A 19,396-nucleotide genomic window follows, 5' to 3' on the forward strand; every position below is an offset into this window, starting at 1 on the left:
CCGAACATGCGAATGCCTGGCGGGCAACGGACGCCGCAAACTGGCCCATGAAGGGTCGTTCGTCGGCACCATCCTCCGGACACTCAGCCGGCAGCTGCTCCGCACTAGACAGCGGACAGCAGAGATCGAACGCAATCGCCTTGATGTGCTCCAAATCAGCTCCCTTAAAGCACATCAACACAACACCGGTATGCTATCGCTGCCGCCGTCGTGTCAGCCGTTCGCCCGTTCCTTGAGCCGCTTCCTGTGAGCCGCCACCTTCGCGCGGTTCCCGCAGATCGCCATGCTGCACCACCGGCGCGCGTGGCCCCGTGTGTGATCGGCAAACATCAACGTGCACCGCGGACCTTCGCACGCCTTCACGTGCGTGAAATCTTCTTCACACACGAGTTTCGCCAACACCTCGGCTATGGGCATCAGTAACGATTCCGGTGATAGCCAGCGTCGATTCTCACGAAATTCAAACGTCGTCACGCCGTTCGTGACATCAGCGACGACTTCGCCATTTCGTTCGTCCCGCTCGAGCAGTTGATTCAGTGGCTTCAACTCACGCACATCCCTGGCGACTAACGGCCGCCCCTTTCGTTTGTGGACGAATCCCCTGAACCATTCCCGCAGCGCGCGCGCCTGCGCCGCAACGGCATCGAGTTGGGCTGGCGTGGACCGCGTCCGTATCGCCGCAAGCGCGGCGCGAGGCACCAGCCCTGCCTGTTCCAACCAGGCCAGCAAGCCTTCCCCGTCGCCGATCCAGTCGACTTCCTCATCTTCCGGCGTTGCAACTGAGTTCAGGAAATCGAGGCCCGGGGCATCGGCCACGAATATCGCAGGAATCTGACGGTAGTCCATCTCTCGTGGCAAATGTGAAGTAACGACGCCCACATCGTAACCACTAAAAATGCGATTGACAAGTTACATGCGTCATGAGTAACCTTATGAACGTAATTTTAGAGGTTACGTGGTGTACCGCAGGTGTACGACCATCGGCATTCGCTGACTTGGAGCGCCACATCAGCATCAACAGCAGTGCCATCAAACATCAGGAGAATAGCCATGCGTGCAATCGTGCTCGAGAAATTCGGCGGCCTCGATAGCCTCGTCTATACGGAGCTGCCGGAACCCGAGCCACTGGAAGGTCATGTGGTCATCGAAATCAAGGCGTTTGGCCTTAACCATGCCGAGCTGCATATGCGGCGCGGCGAGTGGGCCGAAGCTGCCAAGGTCAGCGGCATCGAATGCGTGGGCGTGGTGAAGTCGTGTCCTGGCGGCGAATTTTTTGTCGGCGCGAAAGTCGCTGCGTTGATGGGTGGCCTCGGGCGGACCATCAACGGCAGCTATGCCCAATACACGCGCGCGCCTGTGGCGAACGTGGCGCTGATCGAGTCCGACCTGCCGTGGGCGGAGCTCGCGGCGATTCCGGAAACTTATGCAACCGCGTGGACGTGCCTGTTCCGCAATCTCAAGATCGAAAAAGGGCAAACGTTGGTCATCCGCGGCGCAACGTCGTCGTTTGGACAGGCGGCAGTCAAGCTCGCTGTGAACACCGGCGCAAAGGTCATCGCGACAACACGCAGTCCGGCTCGCTTTACGATGCTTGAAGGTCTCGGCGCCTCGCGCGCCGAGATCGAAGGCCCCGATCTGTCGAAGCGCATCGCCGAAGCAAAGCGCATCGATGCGGTGCTCGACCTCGTCGGCAACAGCACGGTTCTTGACTCGCTTGCCATGTTGCGGCGCGGCGGTCGGGCGTGTCTTGCGGGCTGGCTCGGCGGCCTTGCTCCGATAGCCGATTTCAACCCGCTGGCGCAAATGCCGAGCGGCGTTGACCTGACGTTCTTCGCCAGCTTCGTGTTTGGCACGCCCGGTTTTCCGCTTTCCGACGTACCGCTTCAACAGATCGCCGAAGACGTTGCCGCCGGCCGTCTCGAGGCAAAGCCGTCCCGTGTCTTCCGTTTCGATGAAATCCGCGAAGCGCATCGCGTGATGGAAGCCAACGAAGCTGGCGGAAAGATGGTTGTTGTCCTTTGACCGACCAGGTGCTCATGGGGCGCCGGAAATTGATCGTCGTCCATGAGAATCGCGCGCGCCAATTTCGCACTGCTAGCGGTCTACGGCCGGCCCGCAGTGGTAGCAGAAAGCAGTGGTTCGCTACCGGTTTGAATTGACGCGGACGAACGCTTCGGCCGCCACGTAGCTGTCGATCGATACAACGGCGGGCGTGACCGTTGTACTTTGAAAGCCGCCCTTGCGGTCACAGCGAATCGAAGGGCAGAAGCCGGTCGGCTACGGAAGTTCGGTTCGACACCTCGCCCGCGGATAAGGCGGCGGTCGACGAGCTTCCGGGCTCGGCCAGTTTCTGCCGCTCGAGCAAATGTAGCGACGGTCCGCCTGCAACCTGACACATGACGGACGCGATTCCACTGCGAGTTTCACCGTTCATCGCTGAACGATCCATTGGCAGCGCGCCGTTGTCTGCGCGCTGCGGTTTGCCGGATTGCTAGTCTGAGGCGGTCTGAGGCCGGGGGAGTTGGCGCGACGGGCACGGGTGATCAGGGAGTCCAGCGATAAACAACAATGCTGGTGCCGTTGTAGTCATCCTTGGTCACAACATACTCACCGTTCGAACGCAGCACCGATCTCAGCCCGTACATCGAATCCACGTCATTGCCGACGTACACGTTGCTCGGGTTGCTGTTGATGAGCGTGTTGTCCAGGCTGCCCGTCGTCAGGTTGAAGGCATCGATGTTCGGCACGGTGTGGACGTAGCCGACAAAGAGGTAGTTGCCGGCTGCGGTCATCGACTTCGGGTTCGTGCTCGTAAGATTGATAACTACAGGGTTGGTCTGATTCCCCGCCTTCCAGCCGTGGTAGACCTCCACGCGAGTACCGATCGACGTCCAGTCTGTGCCTGCGATGTTAGCCAGGATGAGTGTGTCGGATTCGGGCAGATAGACGATGCGGCCAGGAGTGCCGATCGTAGTAGGGATGGGCCATGATTGCACCGCACCCCATTGAGGTGTGCCGTCCGCAGCGAACCCCATGAGGTGCCAGTAACAGATCGTGGTAGAACAGGTGTTTCTGTCCAGACTTGCCCACACACCGCCCTGCGAGTCGAGTGCAAAGCCCTTGCGAATGTGCGTGGATGCCATGCCCAGCACACTGGTCACCCAACCATCCGGGATCGCAATATACCCCGATACCGAAGGGTTGAAATGCTCGATTGCAAAGTTATCCGGGTTCTGGTCTGTCGATGCCAATATGCGGTTCCCGCCCACATTTGCGACCATACCGAAGTGCAAGCCACGACCGGCGTAGGTTGTGCTTAGTCGCAGGTCGTTGGGGTAGGTGAAGGGATCGACAGTGTTCGCGACAAAGGTCCAGTTTGATCCGCCTGTACCGCTATAAATGTTGGTTCCACTGTAGAAATCAGTAGCATCCGTTGCAGGATCAGGCGCTCCAATGGCTTCAAAATTGAATGCCTGTAATCTGTACTTGAGTGCTCGAGTCGCGTCGTACGCGTAGATGTCCGTGCCTCCTGTTCGTCCGTGGTCCCAACTGCCGCCCCAAGGCTGGGAGAGGATATAGATGTTGCCCGCAGAGTCCCGCCCAATGCCATCGATTCGAGCGAAGCGCAGGCTGCCTACCTGGCCTTTGATTCCAGTGGTTACGTCGAGGTACCCGCCCTTGATGCCGAAGGTTGAGACCTGGGTGTAAGTGCGCGTGTCGTAGATCTTGACCTGTTGGTCTGGCCCGGCGTCGCCGATCCAGAGGTACTGGGTAGTCGGGTCGAAGTAGAGGGCGTGGGGCTGGACACCTGCGGCGAGAGTGACCGTGCCGAGGGACTGACCGGCGAGGTTGAAGTGCTGGAGCGCGCCTTCTGTCTCTTGCGCGATGATCAGGTTGCCGTTTCGGTCGAAGGCAATTGCGCCTGGATCAGTCACGGCGATGTCAAGAATCCATGCGCCGTCGGTTTTGTAGACGCGCACGCGGTTGCCTGGATGGTCGGATGCGGCCCAGTATTGACCCCACGTCGCGATGCCGGTGATGACGTCCGCGCGGCGCTCGGTGGTGTCGGCGCTGACCTGAATCTGCTGGTCGTTCGCACCGGTCGCGCGGATGTAGCGGAAGACCATCCCGTTCACGAAGACGCCGTTGACACGGCCGAATTGGCGGGGGGCCCACAGGTACATCGCATTGCCGGTAATCGCCGAGCCCTGCGGCTCACCGTGCGCGCCGATGCTGCCCGCATTGGCACCGTCCTTGTAGATCGCAATGCCGCCTTCGTTCTCGTCCCACATGGAAGCGGTATAGATGGTGCCTTCTGGCGCGACCCACATCGAACGCGCGGCGTTACCTACGTGAGTGGCGTTAGTCCCAAACGTGTTCGCTATCCAGTCAGTCGTGTACTGCCCCTGACATTGTGGCGTGATCGTACCGCTGAGCACTGCCGCGAGGAATGCGGCATAGATTCGTTTCATGACTTACCCCCAATTTGCAACACGTGCAACGGCTGCCATCAGGAGTCCGGATGGCTTTTTCACTGAGGCGGCTGGCAAGTGAAGGGATGCGGTCCGGCGCAATGAAATCGGCGGGCCGTAGAGGCCGGCGCGGTCCGCGCCGGTTTTTTCAGTCGATCGACATGCTTCTGAAAAGTAGTGCTCTGGGCGTGAAACCCGAAGATGAAACCAGGCAGAAGTGTGCGATAGCGCACAATGACATTTTTATGGCACTGTCACATTAACGGGTTCTGCCGCACCTGGTCATGCGGATCAACGAACGACCATGTAGTTGCGCTCTGTCTGTATTGTTCTGATTCCAAAGACAGTGAATTCTTCGAATAGGTATTTACCCCTAACCCACAACCCCTCTAGACTGCCTTCACCGCTGCAGACAAACACGCAAGCAGCCAAAAGAGAAAGTAAATCTGGAGGTAATAGTCATGAAAACGCTCGTCCAAGCTGTCGTTATCGCCGCTACCCTTGCTGCCCCGGTTGCCGTTTTCGCCCAATCGAACCAGCCGCTGACCCGTGCGCAAGTCCGCGAAAAACTGGTCCAGATCGAAAAAGCCGGCTACAACCCTGCACGTTCGAACCCCAATGAATATCCGGCTAACATTCAAGCAGCTGAAGCCCGGGTCGCTGCGCAAAACAGCGCCGTGGGCGGCGTGAACAACGGTTCGTCGCAGGCAGGCCAGGCAGCGCGGTAAGCTCCCAAGCCGCAACGCAGTTCATCTCTCCTGGCCCGCCATCGCAGGTTGTTGCGATGGCGGGCCAGTTGCGCTTCAGGCGTTCGCCGCATTGCTGCGCGGCTCAGGCGTGATCAGGTCATTGAGCGAGGTCCAAAGCGGCGCAAGATTCCTCCGACCGATTCGTTCATAAAAGGCCGCACGTTCGGGCGTCTCCATCACGGCTCCTTTGCCAGGGTCATCGGACATCATGTCCTCCGTTCTCTACGGGCTCGTTCCCGCGTTTGCCAAATATCCGCATGGGAGCCGTTTCCTTCAATGCCGCGACCGCGATCGCTCCGGCGCAGATCGTCCAGAGCGGCATGGTGACCGCATGCTCGATACCGAAATGCTTGGCCAGATAACCCGCATAAGCCGGCGCCACGCCACCACCGAAGACTTCACCAATACCGATGATCATGCCGGACGCAGTGGACATCAGCTGCACCGGCACGGCTTCAGCCGCGACCGGACCGACGGTCAGCGTGATCAGGCTATACAGACAGCCCATCGCGATCATCAGGCAAACGAACAAGGGAACGGGCGCCGCACCCGTTCGCAGAAAGATCCACAGCGACAGAAATACGCCTGCAGTTGAAAGCAGCATGACGGGCTTGCGACCCACGCGATCCGACAGCGCCGGCAGCACGAGCGCGCCAATCGCCCCGCCAAAGCCAAGTGACGAAAGAACGAAGCCCATCTGCTGCAAGTCGAGATGCAGATAGTCGACGAGATAGTTGGGGAACAGCGCCGCAATGACAATCTGACAAGCCAGCCAGCACAGCATGCACAGGATGCCAAGCGGTACATTGCGATAGCGAAATACCTCATACCAGCGATGTTGGGCCGTATCGTGCGTCGCGGTGTGTTTCGCGATTTCGATCGGCGACGGCCGGCGCAATACCCGTTGAGAGAGGAACGCCACGACGAGACCCGGTAGGGCCACCAGCAGGAAAATCCACGGCCAGTTCATTACCTTGAGAAGCTGTGTCACGATGATCGGTGTGAGACCCAGCCCGAACAGAGCCGGCATCATTTGCTGGATGCCGACATTGCGTCCGTGCCGGCTCGGTGGCGACGCATCCATAGTCGCGACGATGCTCGCAGGCGTGAAGGCGCCCTCGGCCACGCCCATGAAGGCACGGATGGCGATCAGGCTGCCGACCCCAGTCGCGAGTCCGCCGAGCCCTGCCAGCAACGAAAATCCGATCATCGCCGGCACGATGACTCTCTTGAAGCCTATCCTGTCCGAGAGATTGCCCGTCAGGAGCGCAGACAAGCCCCAGGCGAGCGCTAGCGCTCCGGTGATATGCCCGAGATCCTGATAATCGAGCTTCAGGTCGCGCATCAATACCGGCATCAACGGCACGATCAGGAAGCGATCAATGCCGACCAGCCCCATGCCAAGGGCCATCAGCGTGACGGCCTTCCATTCATAGCGGTTTGACGGCTCAATGTGTGATGGCGCATCGGTTTCAAGATCGCCTGGCGCCAGAGATTCATCGATCATTTTTGTCTCCTGCTCGTATTTCGCATTGGTGTTGTGACTGACTATCGACGCTGCGGTGATCGATGTCCAACGATAAAAATCGACTACGAGATCTCGTTAAATGACCACCAGTCATTCGAGTTCCAAAGCCAAGGCCGTTGCATGCCCCGCAACGGCCGATTCCCGATTACCGCTCTATCGCATACACACTGAGGCGATTGTCGACTGACGAGACGCCAGGAACGCTCCTGGCGATTTCGCCAGCGCGATTCACCTGATCACTCTTCGGCACAGAACCCGACAACGTCACAACGCCGCCTTTCGCGTAGACGAACAACTGCGTCATGTCGATCCCCTTGGCCTTCGCCATTGCACCACGCACCTTCCTGGCGAGCTGACGATTAGCGATCCTGACCGATTTAGCGCCAGGTGCGCTGCCCGCATCAGCCGACGCTACCGCCGCGCTGCTATTGCCGTTTTGCGCCAACGCCGAAAACGATGCGATAGTGATTGCCAATGCAACCACCAATCCGATCTGCGCTACTGCTCTCATTTTGCTTCCCTCGATGTTGGAGGTGTTGGAGACCGACCTGGATTCGCCCGGAAGCTTGCGAGTCAATGCCGGCATATTCCCTTAGGGAGACACAGCCGCTGCGGCGGCTCTCCGACTAGGATCGCCCTTCGGGCCGGCCGGCCTAACGTCCGTCAGCCTCAGAACGAATGCTTCACGCCAATCTGGACACCGGTTTGATTGCTGTCGGTAGACGACGTCTTATAGGCAGCAGACGTACCGTTGTACGAATCGAAGTTGAGTGCCGAGTGACGAGAAAAACCCACTACCAGATACAGATCGGTGCGCTTCGACAGCAGATAGTCACCGATGGCCATAATCTGCTGCGGGCTGGCCGGCCTCGTCACCTCGCCGTTGAATCCGGTTGCCGTACGAATCCGGTCGTAGTAGTACGCAATGGTCAGAATCTTGTCGACCGCCAACAGGTAGCGCGCAGCAGCCCAGAAGTAATCGTCGCGAGCGGCGTACCCGGCGAGCGAATCGTTCTTGCCATAGCGATATCCTCCCATGAGCTTGAGCGCGGCGGTCGAATAGGTAACGCCGATAGCCGCCTTCTCGAACCGCGCATAACTGCTGCCGACACCCAGCGCACGATGAAGGTTGTCGTAGCCCAGACTGACGGAGACCGTGCCGTTATCGTATGAGGCAGCGCCGCCGTAACCCGAGCCATTCGAAAACTGCCCCGCGAGGTTGCTGAAGGAATAGTGTCCAATTAGCGTCACCGGTCCAAAGGCGTTCTTGTATTTGACGACATTGCTCTCCCATAGGTTGGAGCCGACTTCCGCAACGACCGGCTCGTACGTGCCCGCGAGATCCGTCGGCGACGATGGGTAGAGTGCATCCACGAGGGAGGTGTACTGCCGCCCAAAGCGAAGCGTGCCCGCTTTCGGCGACGTCAGACCGACCCACGCGCTACGACCGAAAAATTCCTGCATCAGCGCGCCGTTGGGGACCAGAAACCCGCTCTCCACCTGGAACTCCGCCTTCAGGCCACCTCCAAGGTCCTCGTTGCCAGCCAGACCCCAGCGGGAGCCGCCAGAGCGAGCCCCGTCCGCCATCGACCAGCGATTGCCGGTCGACGCAGGCTGGCCTGGGCTGATTGGCCAATGATTGGTGAACTCAATTGCGGTGTCGAGAATGCCGTAGAGCGTTACCCTCGATTCAGCATGCCCACAAGCCGCAAACGTCCCAGCCACCAAGCCGGCAAACATCTGCCTCATCATCAAAAGTCTCCTCCATTTATCGTTGCCATCTCGAAACCCTTCCCATTCATTTGATTAGCAATACTATTTTTTATGATCGAATTTCACGTCCAACGAAATCCGCCATCGGTCGCTCCTGGCTTCCGACCTTCGGCGCGTCTGCGTCACCTGCCCTCCCCCCGTTCCGCACGTGCGTAGGCCATCCTGCGTGCGGATTCAGGATGAGCGCCCCGATCTGAAATCCGGACGTGCATCGACGTTCGATTTCCGGCGCGCAAGGTTTCTCCCAGGCATCGATCGATGCCGGTACGAATGGAGTCTGGAATTTGGAGTGCGAATGGTTCAAACGAGAACCAATGCGTCAGTCATGGGAAGGCTGCCGATCGTCTTCTCCCGGCTTGCGTTTTGCATTGCTGCAAACTATCGGGGCAGCCGTGATCGCTGTCTAACGATTAAAAATAACCACGCGATCTCGATACTTAATCACCCACATTCCGGTTTCCGGAAAAATGGTCGATGGGGACTATCGGCTTGGTGACACGTAAAGCATCTGGCCGGCGAGCCCGGCTGCGGTCTCACGAAAGTTCGGGACTGCCGGATTGTCCGTGCCGGAGTTCCATGCCGCGATCAGCTCATAAGGCGTGAACAGGTCGTCCACGGGTATGTAGATGACGCCGAGTTGCGGGATGCGCGCGACCCACTCGGGCACCAACGTAACGCCAAGGCCCGCGCTGACAAGCGCAAGGAGCGTATGAAGCTGTTCGGCCTCCTGAACGATGCGAGGTGCAAACCCGGCCGACGCGCAGCACGCGACGATGATTTCCAGAAGCCGGCTATTCATTTTCCGGGGGAACAGAACGAACGGCTCGCTAGCGAGCGCGACGAGGGACAGCGACGATCGTGCGGCAAGCGGATGCCCCTCCGGGATGGCCGCCACTAAAGGGGCCGCCGCGAGCGCGACTGACTTGAGCGCGTGCCCAGGGGATGGAGAAGGCATGATTCCAATATCGATGACCGAGGTCCGAAGCGCCTCGATCTGTGCGCTTCGATCGAGCGGATGCAGCGTCAACTCGACCTGCGGCCACCTCTGGAGAAAGTCGCGAATTATCGGCGGCAGCATGGTCCACAGTATGTTATCGACGAAGCCGATCGCAAGCCGCCCGACCGTACCGTCCGCCGACGCCCGAGCGCGGCGCATGGCCTCATCTGCCCGGCGAAGCAGGTCCCGCGCTTCAGGCAAGAATATCTCCCCCGAAACAGTGAGTCGAACGTTGTGGCGCGAACGCTCCAGCACCGAAAATCCCAGCTCCTGTTCAAGCAGTTTCACCTGATGGCTTACCGCCGACTGCACCACGTGCATACGCTGCGCGGCGCGGCCGAAATGCAGTTCCTCCGCGACAGCCAGGAAATACCGAAGTCTACGCAGGTCCATGATGAGAGAGCGACATAAGGTTGCAAAAGGCCAGTCGAAGTTCCGCACCGTCAGGCGCTTTCTTCACGAGCCGAACCACGGCCAATCGGCGCAGGCCCGCCCGGCAATCTACGACCGCCGTGCTTGCGTAGACCGGGCAATGGGCATCAACGGATCGCGTCGAGCACGACCTTGCCGCGTGCATGACGAGTCAAGTTCTTCTTCAGGGCATCGGCGGCACGCGACAGCGGAAAGACAGCCTCTACTTCTGCCACGAGCTCGCTCGAATCGAAGTGTGCGGCGATGGCCGCCAACTGCTTGCCGTCGGAGCGCGTTGCGAAATGTTTGGCCAGCACGCCTGCCGCCCTGGCGCGCTCGGCATCCGGCGGACTGACCGGCGACACCAAAACTCCGCCCGGCTTCAACAGCGACCAGGAACGATCCTGCGTTTCGCCGCCAACCAGATCCAGGACGATGTCCACGGACGAAACGATCTGTTCGAAGGACTCCGTGCGGTAGTCGATAACCTGCGTCGCGCCAAGCCGTCTGACGTAGTCGAGATTGCCGGACGACGCCGATCCGATGACGTTCGCACCAGCGATTCTGGCCACTTGCACCGCCATGCTGCCCACGCCGCCCGCCGCGCCGTGGATCAGCACGCGCTGCCCCGGCTTGACGCCAGCATGCTCGTGCAACGCCTGCCATGCAGTCAATGCAGTCGCAGGCACACCGGCCGCGTCAAGCAGAGAGAGCTTTTGGGGCACCAAAGCCAGGCGTTCAACAGAGGCAACCACCTTGGTGGCATACCCGCCGACAATCCCGATGAAACCGAAGACCTCGTCACCCACGGCGAAGCCGGTGACCCCGGCGCCCAGTGCGGATATCGTTCCCGACACCTCGACACCCGGTATGTAAGGCAGTGGCAGCGGCAGGAAGGCCTTCATCCGGCCTTCCAGAATTTTCCAGTCGACCGGGTTGACGCCGCTCGCCGCGACGTCGATCAACACTTCGCCATCTCCCGGTACCGGGTCAGGGATATCTTCCAGCGTCAGAACTTCGGGGCCGCCATAGGCGTAAGCGCGTATCGCTTTCATGGGTAACTCCTGATTGAACGACCGTGCATGCACAGCCGCTTTGGTGTGTCAGATCACCGAGAGCAGACCGCCGTCGACAAGCAAGGCGATGCCGGTGACATAGCTCGACATGTCCGAACCGAGCCACGCAACGGCGTCGCCTATTTCGGACGGCTTCCCCAGACGGCGCAACGGAGTGCGTTGCCGAAAGCCTTCCGAGGCCGCGGCGATACCGGGATTCGTGCGCAGCAAGTGCGTGTCGATCGTGCCGGGGCAGATCGCGTTGACGCGGATGCCGTCGGGGCCGAGCGCGTCCGCGAGCGCCTTGGCCATCAGCACGACGCCGCCCTTGCTGGTCGAGTAAGCGACGGTCATTCCGGCGCCCGAGACACCGCCCATGCTCGCCATCAACACGATGCTGCCCGGCTTGCCGCGCGCCTTCATCTGCCGTGCCGCGGCTTGCGCACCGAACAGCACGCCGTCGAGATTGACGGCCATCAACCGCCGATAGTCGCTTTCGGTGACATCCGGACCGTCCTCGCGCAACGTGATGCCGGCATTGCAGACCATCACGTCGACGCCGCCAAACTCGGCCGCCGCATCGACCAGCGCGTCGACTTGCGCGTGCTGCGTCACGTCGGTACGTTGAAATCTCGTGAACACACCCAGCGCTTCGATCTCGGCAGTCGTCGGTGTACCGCCCTCGTGCGGGGTTTCGGTGACGTCGGAGACAATCACCGCCTTCGCTCCGTGCTGTGCCGCACTAATCGCAATGGCCCGACCGATGCCGCTGGCCGCGCCTGTGACCAATACAACCTTGTCTTTAAGAATATCGCTCATTTTGGTATCCTTATAAATATGCCTGATTGACCGCATGTGACGGGCCAACAGTCTAGTGGTCCGCAGCGGGCGTCACGGTGCGATCACGTAGGCGCACGTCTGCGCTTCACGCTTGCTTCGCACGGGCAGAAAAAGCACCGAGTTGCTGCATCAGCGAGAAGAGATTAGCGACACCCCAGTGCTCGGTGATCTTGCCGTTACGCACGCGCATTGCGTCGACCGTTTCAAAATGGATCTTTCGACCGGTGGGCGGCACGCCAAGGAAGGTGCCTTCGTGTGTGCCGTAATACGTCTTGTAGGTGGTCACCAGATCCCCGTCGGCAACCTGCCAATGGATATCCGCGTGGAAATCGGGGAACGCGGCACGCAGCGCGCGGTACAGGCCCCGTGCACCGTCCTTGTCCGGGGTGCAGTTCGGCTGCGGCGTATGGTCGACGAAATCGTCTGCGAACAATTCTTCGAACACGTCGAAGTTCCCGCCGCCTTGAACCTCTTCGGTATTGCGACGAACGACGGCCTTTGCTTCCTCACTTACATTGCTATGGGTCATGTCATGCTCCAGAATGGTTGAAATGCGAGTGTCCAGGTTCACAACGATACGGATCGGTCATGGCAACTCGAAGCCACCGATAGTCATCCCGCCGTCGACCACCAGCAACTGCCCGATCACATAACTCGCCGCCGGCGAGCAGAGCCAGACAGCCGCGGCGGCCACCTTGGCCGGTTGGGCGCCGCGCTTTCCCGGGATCACGGTGCCGTCTTGAGCGTCATTAGTGTGCGGCCCGTGCGACCGGCACCTCACGACGGTTATCGAAGCTGAATGCACCTGCGCCATAAGCTACGACCTGGATCAAACCGCCCGCCATCGCGACGTTCTTGAGAAAATGGAACATCTGGTTCTGATCGCCGAGTGCGTGGTGGAAGATCAGCGCGGTAATGATCGAATAGGCCGCGAGCAGTACCGCAACCAGGCGCGTGCGGTAGCCGACAATCAGCAGAACGCTGCCAACCAGTTCGAGAGTCATCGAGCCTAGATAGCCAAGCAGCGGCGCAGGCAATCCTAGCGACCCGATATAGCCGATGGTTGCTCCCGGCGCTGTGAGTTTGCTAAAGCCGCTCACCAGAAAAATGGCGGCAATGAGAATGCGGCCAATCAGCGGAAGGGCTTGATTGGAATTTGCGGAGGTTGAGTTCATGACTAGTTCCTTAGGGTAACTAAAAACGGAGAATATCAAGTGGACTGCTTGTGTGTGACTACTGGATGCGGCCGCGAGAGCGAAGCTGCTCGCCTATTCGTGCGATCTGGGCTTCTCCCGCTTGCAGCGCGGCATCCGACGTGTGGACCGAGTAGTAGCCGAGCACCAGGTCATGCGGATGCTTTACTGCGGACGCGAAAATGAACTCGGCGTCGGTGTCTGCGACGAAGTCGAGAACGCTTTCTGACTCGTTGAAGACCGCGAGTTCGCCGCGCAGACGTTCGCCTGCGACGCGAAGCGTGCCTCGATGCACGTGGGTCCAGGCCACGGTATGCCCGGCAGGAGGCGCATAGCGCCAGCGTTCGCCCGCCTCGAGCCGGACATGCAAATAGTTGATCCCCGCCGGAGCCAGGACCGGGCTGTGCGCGCCCCTGTAGCTGCCGAGAATGACGCGCGCAGGACCCACATGTGGGATGGCCTGCGCGGGAAGATATTGGGTTTGCGGCTCCCCATTCTCGATTTCGCGCGGCAACGCCACCCACATCTGGTAACCGTGAAAGCGCTTGAGGTCCGCGGGGCTGGCGTCGTGCCAGATGCCGTTGCCCGCGTTCATCCATTCGATGCTGCCCGCGGACAACACGCCAGACGCGCCCGTGGTGTCTTCGTAACGCAGGTTGCCGGAGAGCACGACCGTGATCGTCGCGATGCCCGAATGCGGGTGCATCGGAAATAGCGCGTCGCTCGACGGCGTGAAATCGAAGTAGTCCAGGAACACGAACGGCTTGATCAGTTCGCCCAGTTCGCCTGGGCTGACGATACGCGTGACCGGCCCATGGGAGCGCCCGTGCGTGCGCGCCACGATGCTGCGCGGAACACTGGCTGGCCCGGCAGCGGGCGTGGCCGCTTCGAGAACATCAGGGGTGGTGGATGCCATGACATTTTCCTTGTGGAGATGACATGGCTGAAGGTTAGAAGCTGACGAACTCTAGCGGAAGCCTATATATTTATCTGAGATCCATGCCTTTAAGCGATGGATCGGCCCGGCTAATGCGTGGAACGGCAGACGGATGGACTGCACCCGTGGTAAAGAAGCGCCAGACCAACCACGACCGTCACCCTTCGTTCGAGGTTTGTTTTAGCCGGGCGAGGAACCAACGGCCCGCCGGGCCCGGCGGTGTGTCTTTGCGACAGATTGCGAGCATGGCGATCGGCGGCGTTCGGGGCTGAAAGTTTTCGATTCGCAGCGGCACCAGATCGCCCGATGCAAGATCGGCGTGCACCATCGCCGCAGGCATATGCCCCCATCCGAAGCCGGCTCGCAAAAATGCCTGCTTTGCGCCCAGATCCGCCAATCGCCAGATCTGCGGGGAGAACACCCCGAATGACTTACCCTCGGTCAGCGGCGTGCGATCAGTCAGTACGAGTTGCACGTGTTCTTCCAGCTCGCGCGAGCGGATCACTCTCTTCAGTGATGCTAACGGATGCGTCGGACCGGTAACGGTGACCATCGGCACATCGAGCAGCTTCTCGGCGTCGATCGTTTCGGGAACGGCCGGCATGGAACCGCTAATACCGAGCCTGCACGCCCGCTCCAGCACGCGTTGCACTACCGCGCCCAAGGCCTCGACATACAAGCGCAATGGCGTGTGAGGAAACTTCTCACGAAATTCTCCAACCGCCACCGTAAGTGAGGCCATCGGATACATGACGTCCACCACGACGGAAAGCTCTGGTTCAAGCCCTTCTGCGATGACTCGCGCCTGTGACTTGAAACCATCCATCCCGTTGACGACAAGACGCGCTTGCCAAAGCAACGCGGCACCTTGCTCCGTCAATCGCGGATAGTGACTGCTCCGGTCGAATAACGGCACATTGATCTGGGCTTCAAGGTTGGCGAGCGTCTTGCTCACGACGGACTGCGCCCTGCGAAGCTTGCGCCCTGCCGCAGAGAAACTTCCTTCGTCTGCGGCAGCGATAAAGGTGCGCAGTTGATCCAGGGATACGCCGTCGAGCATATATCGATTTCTCGAATGAGATTCGCCAATAAGTATCGCCTTCCGAACGATAAGTCAAGCGCCAAACCGTCGATCATGCAATCACCGAACTTGGGCGCAAACGACCTTGCCGACTTCAAACCAACGTCGTCAGTCAGTCAGTGAGACCCAACGAAATCGTCGATCTTTACCGCAGGCGAGAGCGCGAACGAGGCCCGCATATCGCGCGCCTCATCGACGGGTGAGCGCCCGAAAAACCGCTTGAACTCGCGACTGAACTGCGACGGACTTTCATAGCCAACGCGCGCCGATGCGGAAGCGGCCGTCAAGCCGTCGCGAATCATCATGAGGCGCGCTTGATGCAGACGTGTCGACTTGATGTATTGGATCGGGGAAGTCAGCGTGACGGCTCGAAAATTGGCATGGAAGGCCGGTACGCTCATTCCGGCCTCATCCGCGAGACGGGTGACATCCAGCGGCTGCGCAAAGTCGGCGTGAATCCGCCGCAGCGCCTTCGCCACCCTGCCGAAACGGCCCTGGTGCGCGAGCGCCGCTCTCATTGCCGCGCCGCGTTCCCCGATCAATACCCGGTAGCAGATTTCCCGCACGATTGCCGGCCCCAGCACCTGGGTATCGAGAGGCGAACTCAGCGCCCGAAGCAGGCGCAAGGTGGCATCGGCCAGATCGCCCTCCAGCGGCGTGGATACGATCCCAAGCGGCGTGCCTTGCTGATGGCAGTCCGACTGATCGATTGCCAGAATCAGGTCGGTCAGTTCCGTGAGATCGAGCCTCAGCGACACGGCCAGCATCGGTTCAGATTCACTTGCCTCGGTTTCGGTCGAAAACGGCAGCGGCACGGACAGGACCAGATAGTGCTGCGCATCATAGACGTACACGTCTTCGCCCAGAAAGCCCAGCTTGCGCCCCTGACACACGATCACGATGCTGGGCTCATACAGCACGGGCGTGCGCCCCAGCGGCCGGTTCGAACGCATGAACCGCACGCCGTCCAGCGCGGACTGGGTGTAGCCCTCATTCGGCGCCAAACGCTGAAGCAGGCTCACCATTTTCGCGGAAACAGCGTTGTGTGCAGCCGTCACGAGCACTCCTCCATCACCGGATCTGGTGCACGAATTCTACTGGATACGATCGGCGCGCGGCATCCAGCTCAATAGGAATAGGCAATACCGCGATTGTCGCGTGTATTCGCGTGGAGGTGCCCGGCTCATAAGATGAGTCATCGGTTGCACGGCGCACCCGAAGCGTCCGAGAGACACCGCTGCGATTGCCTTACCCCTTCATGCGCAGCCTCCGCGGCCTCTCTCCCAGACAAACCTGCACGGATTACCGGAACGGAGAACGTAACATGACAACCCAAACTCACCCACCCAAAGTCATCCTCGTCACTGGGGCGAGCAGCGGTATCGGCGAAGCGGCGGTCCGGCTGCTCGCCGCCCAGGGGCACCAGCTCGTGATCGGCGCGCGGCGCACCGAACGACTCGCGGCACTGGCCGAAGAAGTCCAGGCCAGCGGCGGCTCGGTTCGTTACCAGGCCCTCGACGTCACTTCCGCCTCCGACGTCAACGCTTTCGCCCAGTTCGCCCTGGATGCCTTCGGCCACATCGACGTAATCGTCAACAACGCCGGCGTGATGCCGTTGTCGCCGTTGAGCGCGCTAAAAGTGGACGAATGGAATCGCATGATCGATGTGAACATCCGCGGCGTGCTGCATGGCATCGCTGCGGTTCTACCGATCATGGAGCGCCAGGGTTTCGGCCAGGTCATCAATATTTCCTCGATCGGCGGCCTGCGCGTTACACCGACGGCCGCCGTGTACTGCGCCACCAAGTTCGCCGTGCGCGCCATCTCGGACGGCCTGCGGCAGGAAACCGACAAGATTCGCGTGACGGTGATCTGCCCGGGCGTCGTGGAGTCGGAGTTGGCCGAGTCGATCTCCGACGAAACCGCGCGGGCAGCAATGCGCGACTTCCGCCGCATCGCGCTGACGTCCGATGCGATTGCGCGCGCGCTCGCCTATGCGATCGAGCAGCCTGCGGACGTCGACGTCAGCGAAATCGTCGTGCGCCCAACGGCAAGCCCTTTCTAACCGCCTCATCCTTCTGGAGAAATTCACCATGACTTCACATGCATCTGCAGACCAGCCGTTCTCCGGCAAGGTCGCCATCGTTACCGGTGCGGCAAGCGGCATCGGGCTTGCCACCACCGAGCTGCTCCATGCGCAAGGCGCCAGCGTGATTGCTGTCGGGCGCGGCGCCAACGTCGAAGCACTGACCCGTCCGGGGATCGTCCCGCTCATCGCGGATGTCGCGCATGAAGCAAGCGCGGTGCGCGCCGTCTCTACCGCAATTGAACGCTTCGGCAAGCTGGACATTCTGGTCAACAACGCCGCGATCATCATTAACAAGCCGGTCATCGAGATGACGCTCGACGACTGGAACGGCATTCAGGCGGTCAATTCGACTGGTGCATTCCTGTTCTCGCGCGAGGCGATGCGCGCGATGATGCCGGCAAAGAGCGGCGCCATCGTCAACGTGGGTTCATACGCGTGCTATCAGGCGTTTCCGCTGATCGCGGCCTACGCCGCGTCGAAAGGCGCACTCGCCCAGCTGACACGCGCGATGTCGCTCGAGGCAATCGACCACGGAATTCGCGTCAATGCAGTGGGCTCCGGCGACGCGGTGACGAACATCACGAACCACCTGCACGAGGACGGCCCGGCCTTTCTCGCCGAGCACGGCAAGAACGCGCCAATCAAACGCGCCGCCGATCCGCGGGAGATTGCCGAAGTGATCGCCTTTCTGGCGTCCGAAAAAGCTAGCTACATCGTCGGCGCCGTAGTCATGGCAGATGGCGGCATGAGCGTGGCGCTGAAGTAAAACCACGATCACATTCGATCAAGAAATTCATTCGTTTAAATTTGTACTACTTATCTACTAAGGAAGCTATCATGACCAAGTCTACAAAAACCTGGTTCGTCACCGGTGCATCGAAGGGCGTCGGCCAACGACTCGTGCGGCAACTCCTCGCGCGTGGCGATCGCGTTGCCGCGACCTCGCGAACCTTGGCGTCGCTGACGGAGGCAATGGGTCCCGCCTCCGCGCAGTTTCTGCCTCTGCAGGTGGATCTGACCAACGACCAGAGCGTGCGATCCGCCATCGCACAAACGATCGAGACCTTCGGCAAGATCGATGTGGTCGTCAATAACGCGGGCTACGCGCAACAAGGCACCGTCGAAGCCCTCTCGGACGAGGAGCTTCGGCAGAACTTCGAAGTCAATCTGTTCGCGCCGCTGACAGTGCTGCGACACGCGCTTGCGCATCTGCGCGAGCAACGCGGCGGGCATGTGATCAACATCGCGTCAATCGTCGGGTATCAGGGCGGATATGCGGGCTGGGGCAGCTATGTGGCGAGCAAATTTGCACTCGCCGGCCTGACCGAGTCGCTCGCCGCCGAGGTCGCCGAGTTCTCTATCAAGGCGACGGTGGTCTACCCGGGTCCCGTACGCACGGAATTTCTGTCCAGCGGTGCGCTGGCAGTTGCCAAACGGCAGATCGACGAATACACCGAAGCCAAGGCATCGCTCGATCTGCATCTCGGCACGCTGCACGGTAATCAGGCTGGCGATCCGGACAAGTTGGCCATATTGATCATGCAAGCCGCCGACGTAGCGGAACCACCGCTGCACCTGTTCGCCGGCAAGATCGCCAACGAACTGGCAGCGCAAAAGGCTGCAGCAGTCCAACGCGACCTTGATGCGTGGAAAGGCTCATCCGAAGCGACGGACTTCGCCGAGTAAGTGCGACGCCAGGCAGCGCCCAGCGATGGGCGCTGCCTGGTCAACATAGGGTTTCGGGCGATCCATCCAACTCGCCAGCCCAAGTGAACCTGGAGAATCCAGTATCATGAATCAAGTCACCAATATTGCGTTCATTCGCGCTCGTGTGGGCCATTCGGAGCAGTTCGGCAGCGCGCTCAACGGACTCGTCGAGCCAAGCCGTCGTGAGCCCGGCTGCATTAATTATGACGTACATCGCTCCACGACCGACAAAGACGTCTGGTGCGTTTACGAAAACTGGCGTTCGGCTGCGGATCTGCAAGAACACTTCGGTCTTCCGCACATGCGCGCGTTCGTCGAGATGCTGCCTGATCTCGTCGAAGGTGGACTCGACCTGCACGCGTTCGAGATGACCTCCAGGCAGTTGCCGCCCAAATTCGCCTGAGCACCGTGCTCGCGGTTCACCCTTCGTCACACACTTTACTGTTCGCGGAAGTCAGGCGCACAATCTGTGCTGATACTGCAGCCCGGCGTCTTTCCCAGTCTTTCCGATTGTTCGCGCCGACCTGGTATTCGATAACCGGCTCACCAGGGTCGCAATGTGCA

At 60.2% G+C, this 19,396-nt stretch carries 21 protein-coding genes; 6 read left to right on the forward strand and 15 right to left on the reverse strand.

Translation table 11 applies throughout. From position 1 onward, the window contains the following. Positions 1 to 213: 213 nt before the first annotated feature. Entirely contained in the window at positions 214 to 846 is a 633-nt protein-coding gene (locus EYW47_RS27030) for a CGNR zinc finger domain-containing protein (protein WP_133197912.1), read from the reverse strand. A gap of 204 nt (positions 847 to 1,050) precedes the next feature. Between EYW47_RS27030 and EYW47_RS27035 the strand changes: the two genes are divergently transcribed. Continuing rightward, the gene (locus EYW47_RS27035) at positions 1,051 to 2,022 is read left to right on the forward strand and encodes a zinc-binding alcohol dehydrogenase family protein (protein WP_133198022.1); all 972 of its coding nucleotides are present in this window, start codon (positions 1,051 to 1,053) and stop codon (positions 2,020 to 2,022) included. A gap of 521 nt (positions 2,023 to 2,543) precedes the next feature. On the opposite strand, the gene EYW47_RS27040 is transcribed toward EYW47_RS27035, so the two are convergent. After that, positions 2,544 to 4,472: an NHL repeat-containing protein gene (locus EYW47_RS27040; RefSeq protein WP_133197913.1), complete on the reverse strand. Its 1,929-nt coding sequence runs from the start codon at positions 4,470 to 4,472 to the stop codon at positions 2,544 to 2,546. Positions 4,473 to 4,933: 461 nt separating this feature from the next. On the opposite strand from EYW47_RS27040, the gene EYW47_RS27045 reads away from it, so the two are divergent. Next, entirely contained in the window at positions 4,934 to 5,200 is a 267-nt protein-coding gene (locus EYW47_RS27045) for a DUF4148 domain-containing protein (protein ID WP_133197914.1), read from the forward strand. Positions 5,201 to 5,275: 75 nt separating this feature from the next. Here EYW47_RS27045 and EYW47_RS42485 read toward each other — a convergent pair whose 3' ends face one another. The 13 genes from EYW47_RS42485 to EYW47_RS27105 form a co-directional block, all read right to left on the reverse strand. Next, on the reverse strand, positions 5,276 to 5,398 hold the full coding sequence (locus EYW47_RS42485; RefSeq protein WP_276322964.1) for a hypothetical protein: 123 nt from the start codon (positions 5,396 to 5,398) through the stop codon (positions 5,276 to 5,278). 19 nt (positions 5,399 to 5,417) lie between these two features. Continuing rightward, entirely contained in the window at positions 5,418 to 6,728 is a 1,311-nt protein-coding gene (locus EYW47_RS27050; RefSeq protein WP_133197915.1) for an MFS transporter, read from the reverse strand. Between the two features lie 166 nt (positions 6,729 to 6,894). Next, on the reverse strand, positions 6,895 to 7,260 hold the full coding sequence (locus EYW47_RS27055; RefSeq protein ID WP_165976685.1) for a BON domain-containing protein: 366 nt from the start codon (positions 7,258 to 7,260) through the stop codon (positions 6,895 to 6,897). A gap of 158 nt (positions 7,261 to 7,418) precedes the next feature. After that, positions 7,419 to 8,501 (reverse strand): porin, encoded by a 1,083-nt coding sequence (locus EYW47_RS27060; RefSeq protein ID WP_133197917.1) that lies wholly within the window; start codon positions 8,499 to 8,501, stop codon positions 7,419 to 7,421. Positions 8,502 to 9,003: 502 nt separating this feature from the next. Beyond that, positions 9,004 to 9,912 (reverse strand): LysR substrate-binding domain-containing protein, encoded by a 909-nt coding sequence (locus EYW47_RS27065; protein ID WP_133197918.1) that lies wholly within the window; start codon positions 9,910 to 9,912, stop codon positions 9,004 to 9,006. Between the two features lie 146 nt (positions 9,913 to 10,058). Beyond that, the gene (locus EYW47_RS27070; protein ID WP_133197919.1) at positions 10,059 to 10,985 is read right to left on the reverse strand and encodes an NADP-dependent oxidoreductase; all 927 of its coding nucleotides are present in this window, start codon (positions 10,983 to 10,985) and stop codon (positions 10,059 to 10,061) included. Positions 10,986 to 11,033: 48 nt separating this feature from the next. Next, positions 11,034 to 11,804 carry an SDR family oxidoreductase gene (locus EYW47_RS27075; protein WP_133197920.1) on the reverse strand — a complete coding sequence of 257 codons (771 nt, stop codon included), beginning with the start codon at positions 11,802 to 11,804 and terminating at the stop codon, positions 11,034 to 11,036. 106 nt (positions 11,805 to 11,910) lie between these two features. Then, positions 11,911 to 12,354, reverse strand: coding sequence for an ester cyclase (locus tag EYW47_RS27080; RefSeq protein WP_133197921.1), 444 nt, complete (start codon positions 12,352 to 12,354; stop codon positions 11,911 to 11,913). A gap of 57 nt (positions 12,355 to 12,411) precedes the next feature. After that, positions 12,412 to 12,639 (reverse strand): SDR family oxidoreductase, encoded by a 228-nt coding sequence (locus EYW47_RS42490; RefSeq protein ID WP_133197922.1) that lies wholly within the window; start codon positions 12,637 to 12,639, stop codon positions 12,412 to 12,414. Continuing rightward, positions 12,575 to 13,000 (reverse strand): DoxX family protein, encoded by a 426-nt coding sequence (locus EYW47_RS27090; protein ID WP_133197923.1) that lies wholly within the window; start codon positions 12,998 to 13,000, stop codon positions 12,575 to 12,577. Before EYW47_RS27090 ends, EYW47_RS42490 begins: the two co-directional genes overlap by 65 nt. 58 nt (positions 13,001 to 13,058) lie before the next feature. After that, positions 13,059 to 13,934, reverse strand: a complete 876-nt coding sequence (locus EYW47_RS27095) for a pirin family protein (RefSeq protein ID WP_133197924.1) — start codon at positions 13,932 to 13,934, stop codon at positions 13,059 to 13,061. A gap of 178 nt (positions 13,935 to 14,112) precedes the next feature. Further along, positions 14,113 to 15,015 (reverse strand): LysR family transcriptional regulator, encoded by a 903-nt coding sequence (locus EYW47_RS27100; RefSeq protein ID WP_133197925.1) that lies wholly within the window; start codon positions 15,013 to 15,015, stop codon positions 14,113 to 14,115. A 137-nt stretch (positions 15,016 to 15,152) separates the two neighbouring features. Then, positions 15,153 to 16,061, reverse strand: coding sequence for an AraC family transcriptional regulator (locus EYW47_RS27105; protein ID WP_133198023.1), 909 nt, complete (start codon positions 16,059 to 16,061; stop codon positions 15,153 to 15,155). A gap of 299 nt (positions 16,062 to 16,360) precedes the next feature. On the opposite strand from EYW47_RS27105, the gene EYW47_RS27110 reads away from it, so the two are divergent. The 4 genes from EYW47_RS27110 (at position 16,361) to EYW47_RS27125 (ending at position 19,235) form a co-directional block, all read left to right on the forward strand. Next, a complete protein-coding gene (locus tag EYW47_RS27110; protein ID WP_133198024.1) occupies positions 16,361 to 17,101 on the forward strand; it encodes an SDR family oxidoreductase in 741 nt (246 codons plus the stop codon). A 28-nt stretch (positions 17,102 to 17,129) separates the two neighbouring features. After that, positions 17,130 to 17,891, forward strand: a complete 762-nt coding sequence (locus tag EYW47_RS27115; RefSeq protein ID WP_133198025.1) for an SDR family NAD(P)-dependent oxidoreductase — start codon at positions 17,130 to 17,132, stop codon at positions 17,889 to 17,891. Positions 17,892 to 17,962: 71 nt separating this feature from the next. Next, positions 17,963 to 18,811, forward strand: coding sequence for an SDR family oxidoreductase (locus tag EYW47_RS27120; RefSeq protein WP_133198026.1), 849 nt, complete (start codon positions 17,963 to 17,965; stop codon positions 18,809 to 18,811). Between the two features lie 106 nt (positions 18,812 to 18,917). Further along, positions 18,918 to 19,235 (forward strand): putative quinol monooxygenase, encoded by a 318-nt coding sequence (locus EYW47_RS27125; protein WP_133197926.1) that lies wholly within the window; start codon positions 18,918 to 18,920, stop codon positions 19,233 to 19,235. Positions 19,236 to 19,396: the final 161 nt, after the last annotated feature.

The organism is Paraburkholderia silviterrae (assembly GCF_004353915.1).
GTDB classification, from domain to species: Bacteria; Pseudomonadota; Gammaproteobacteria; order Burkholderiales; family Burkholderiaceae; genus Paraburkholderia; species Paraburkholderia silviterrae.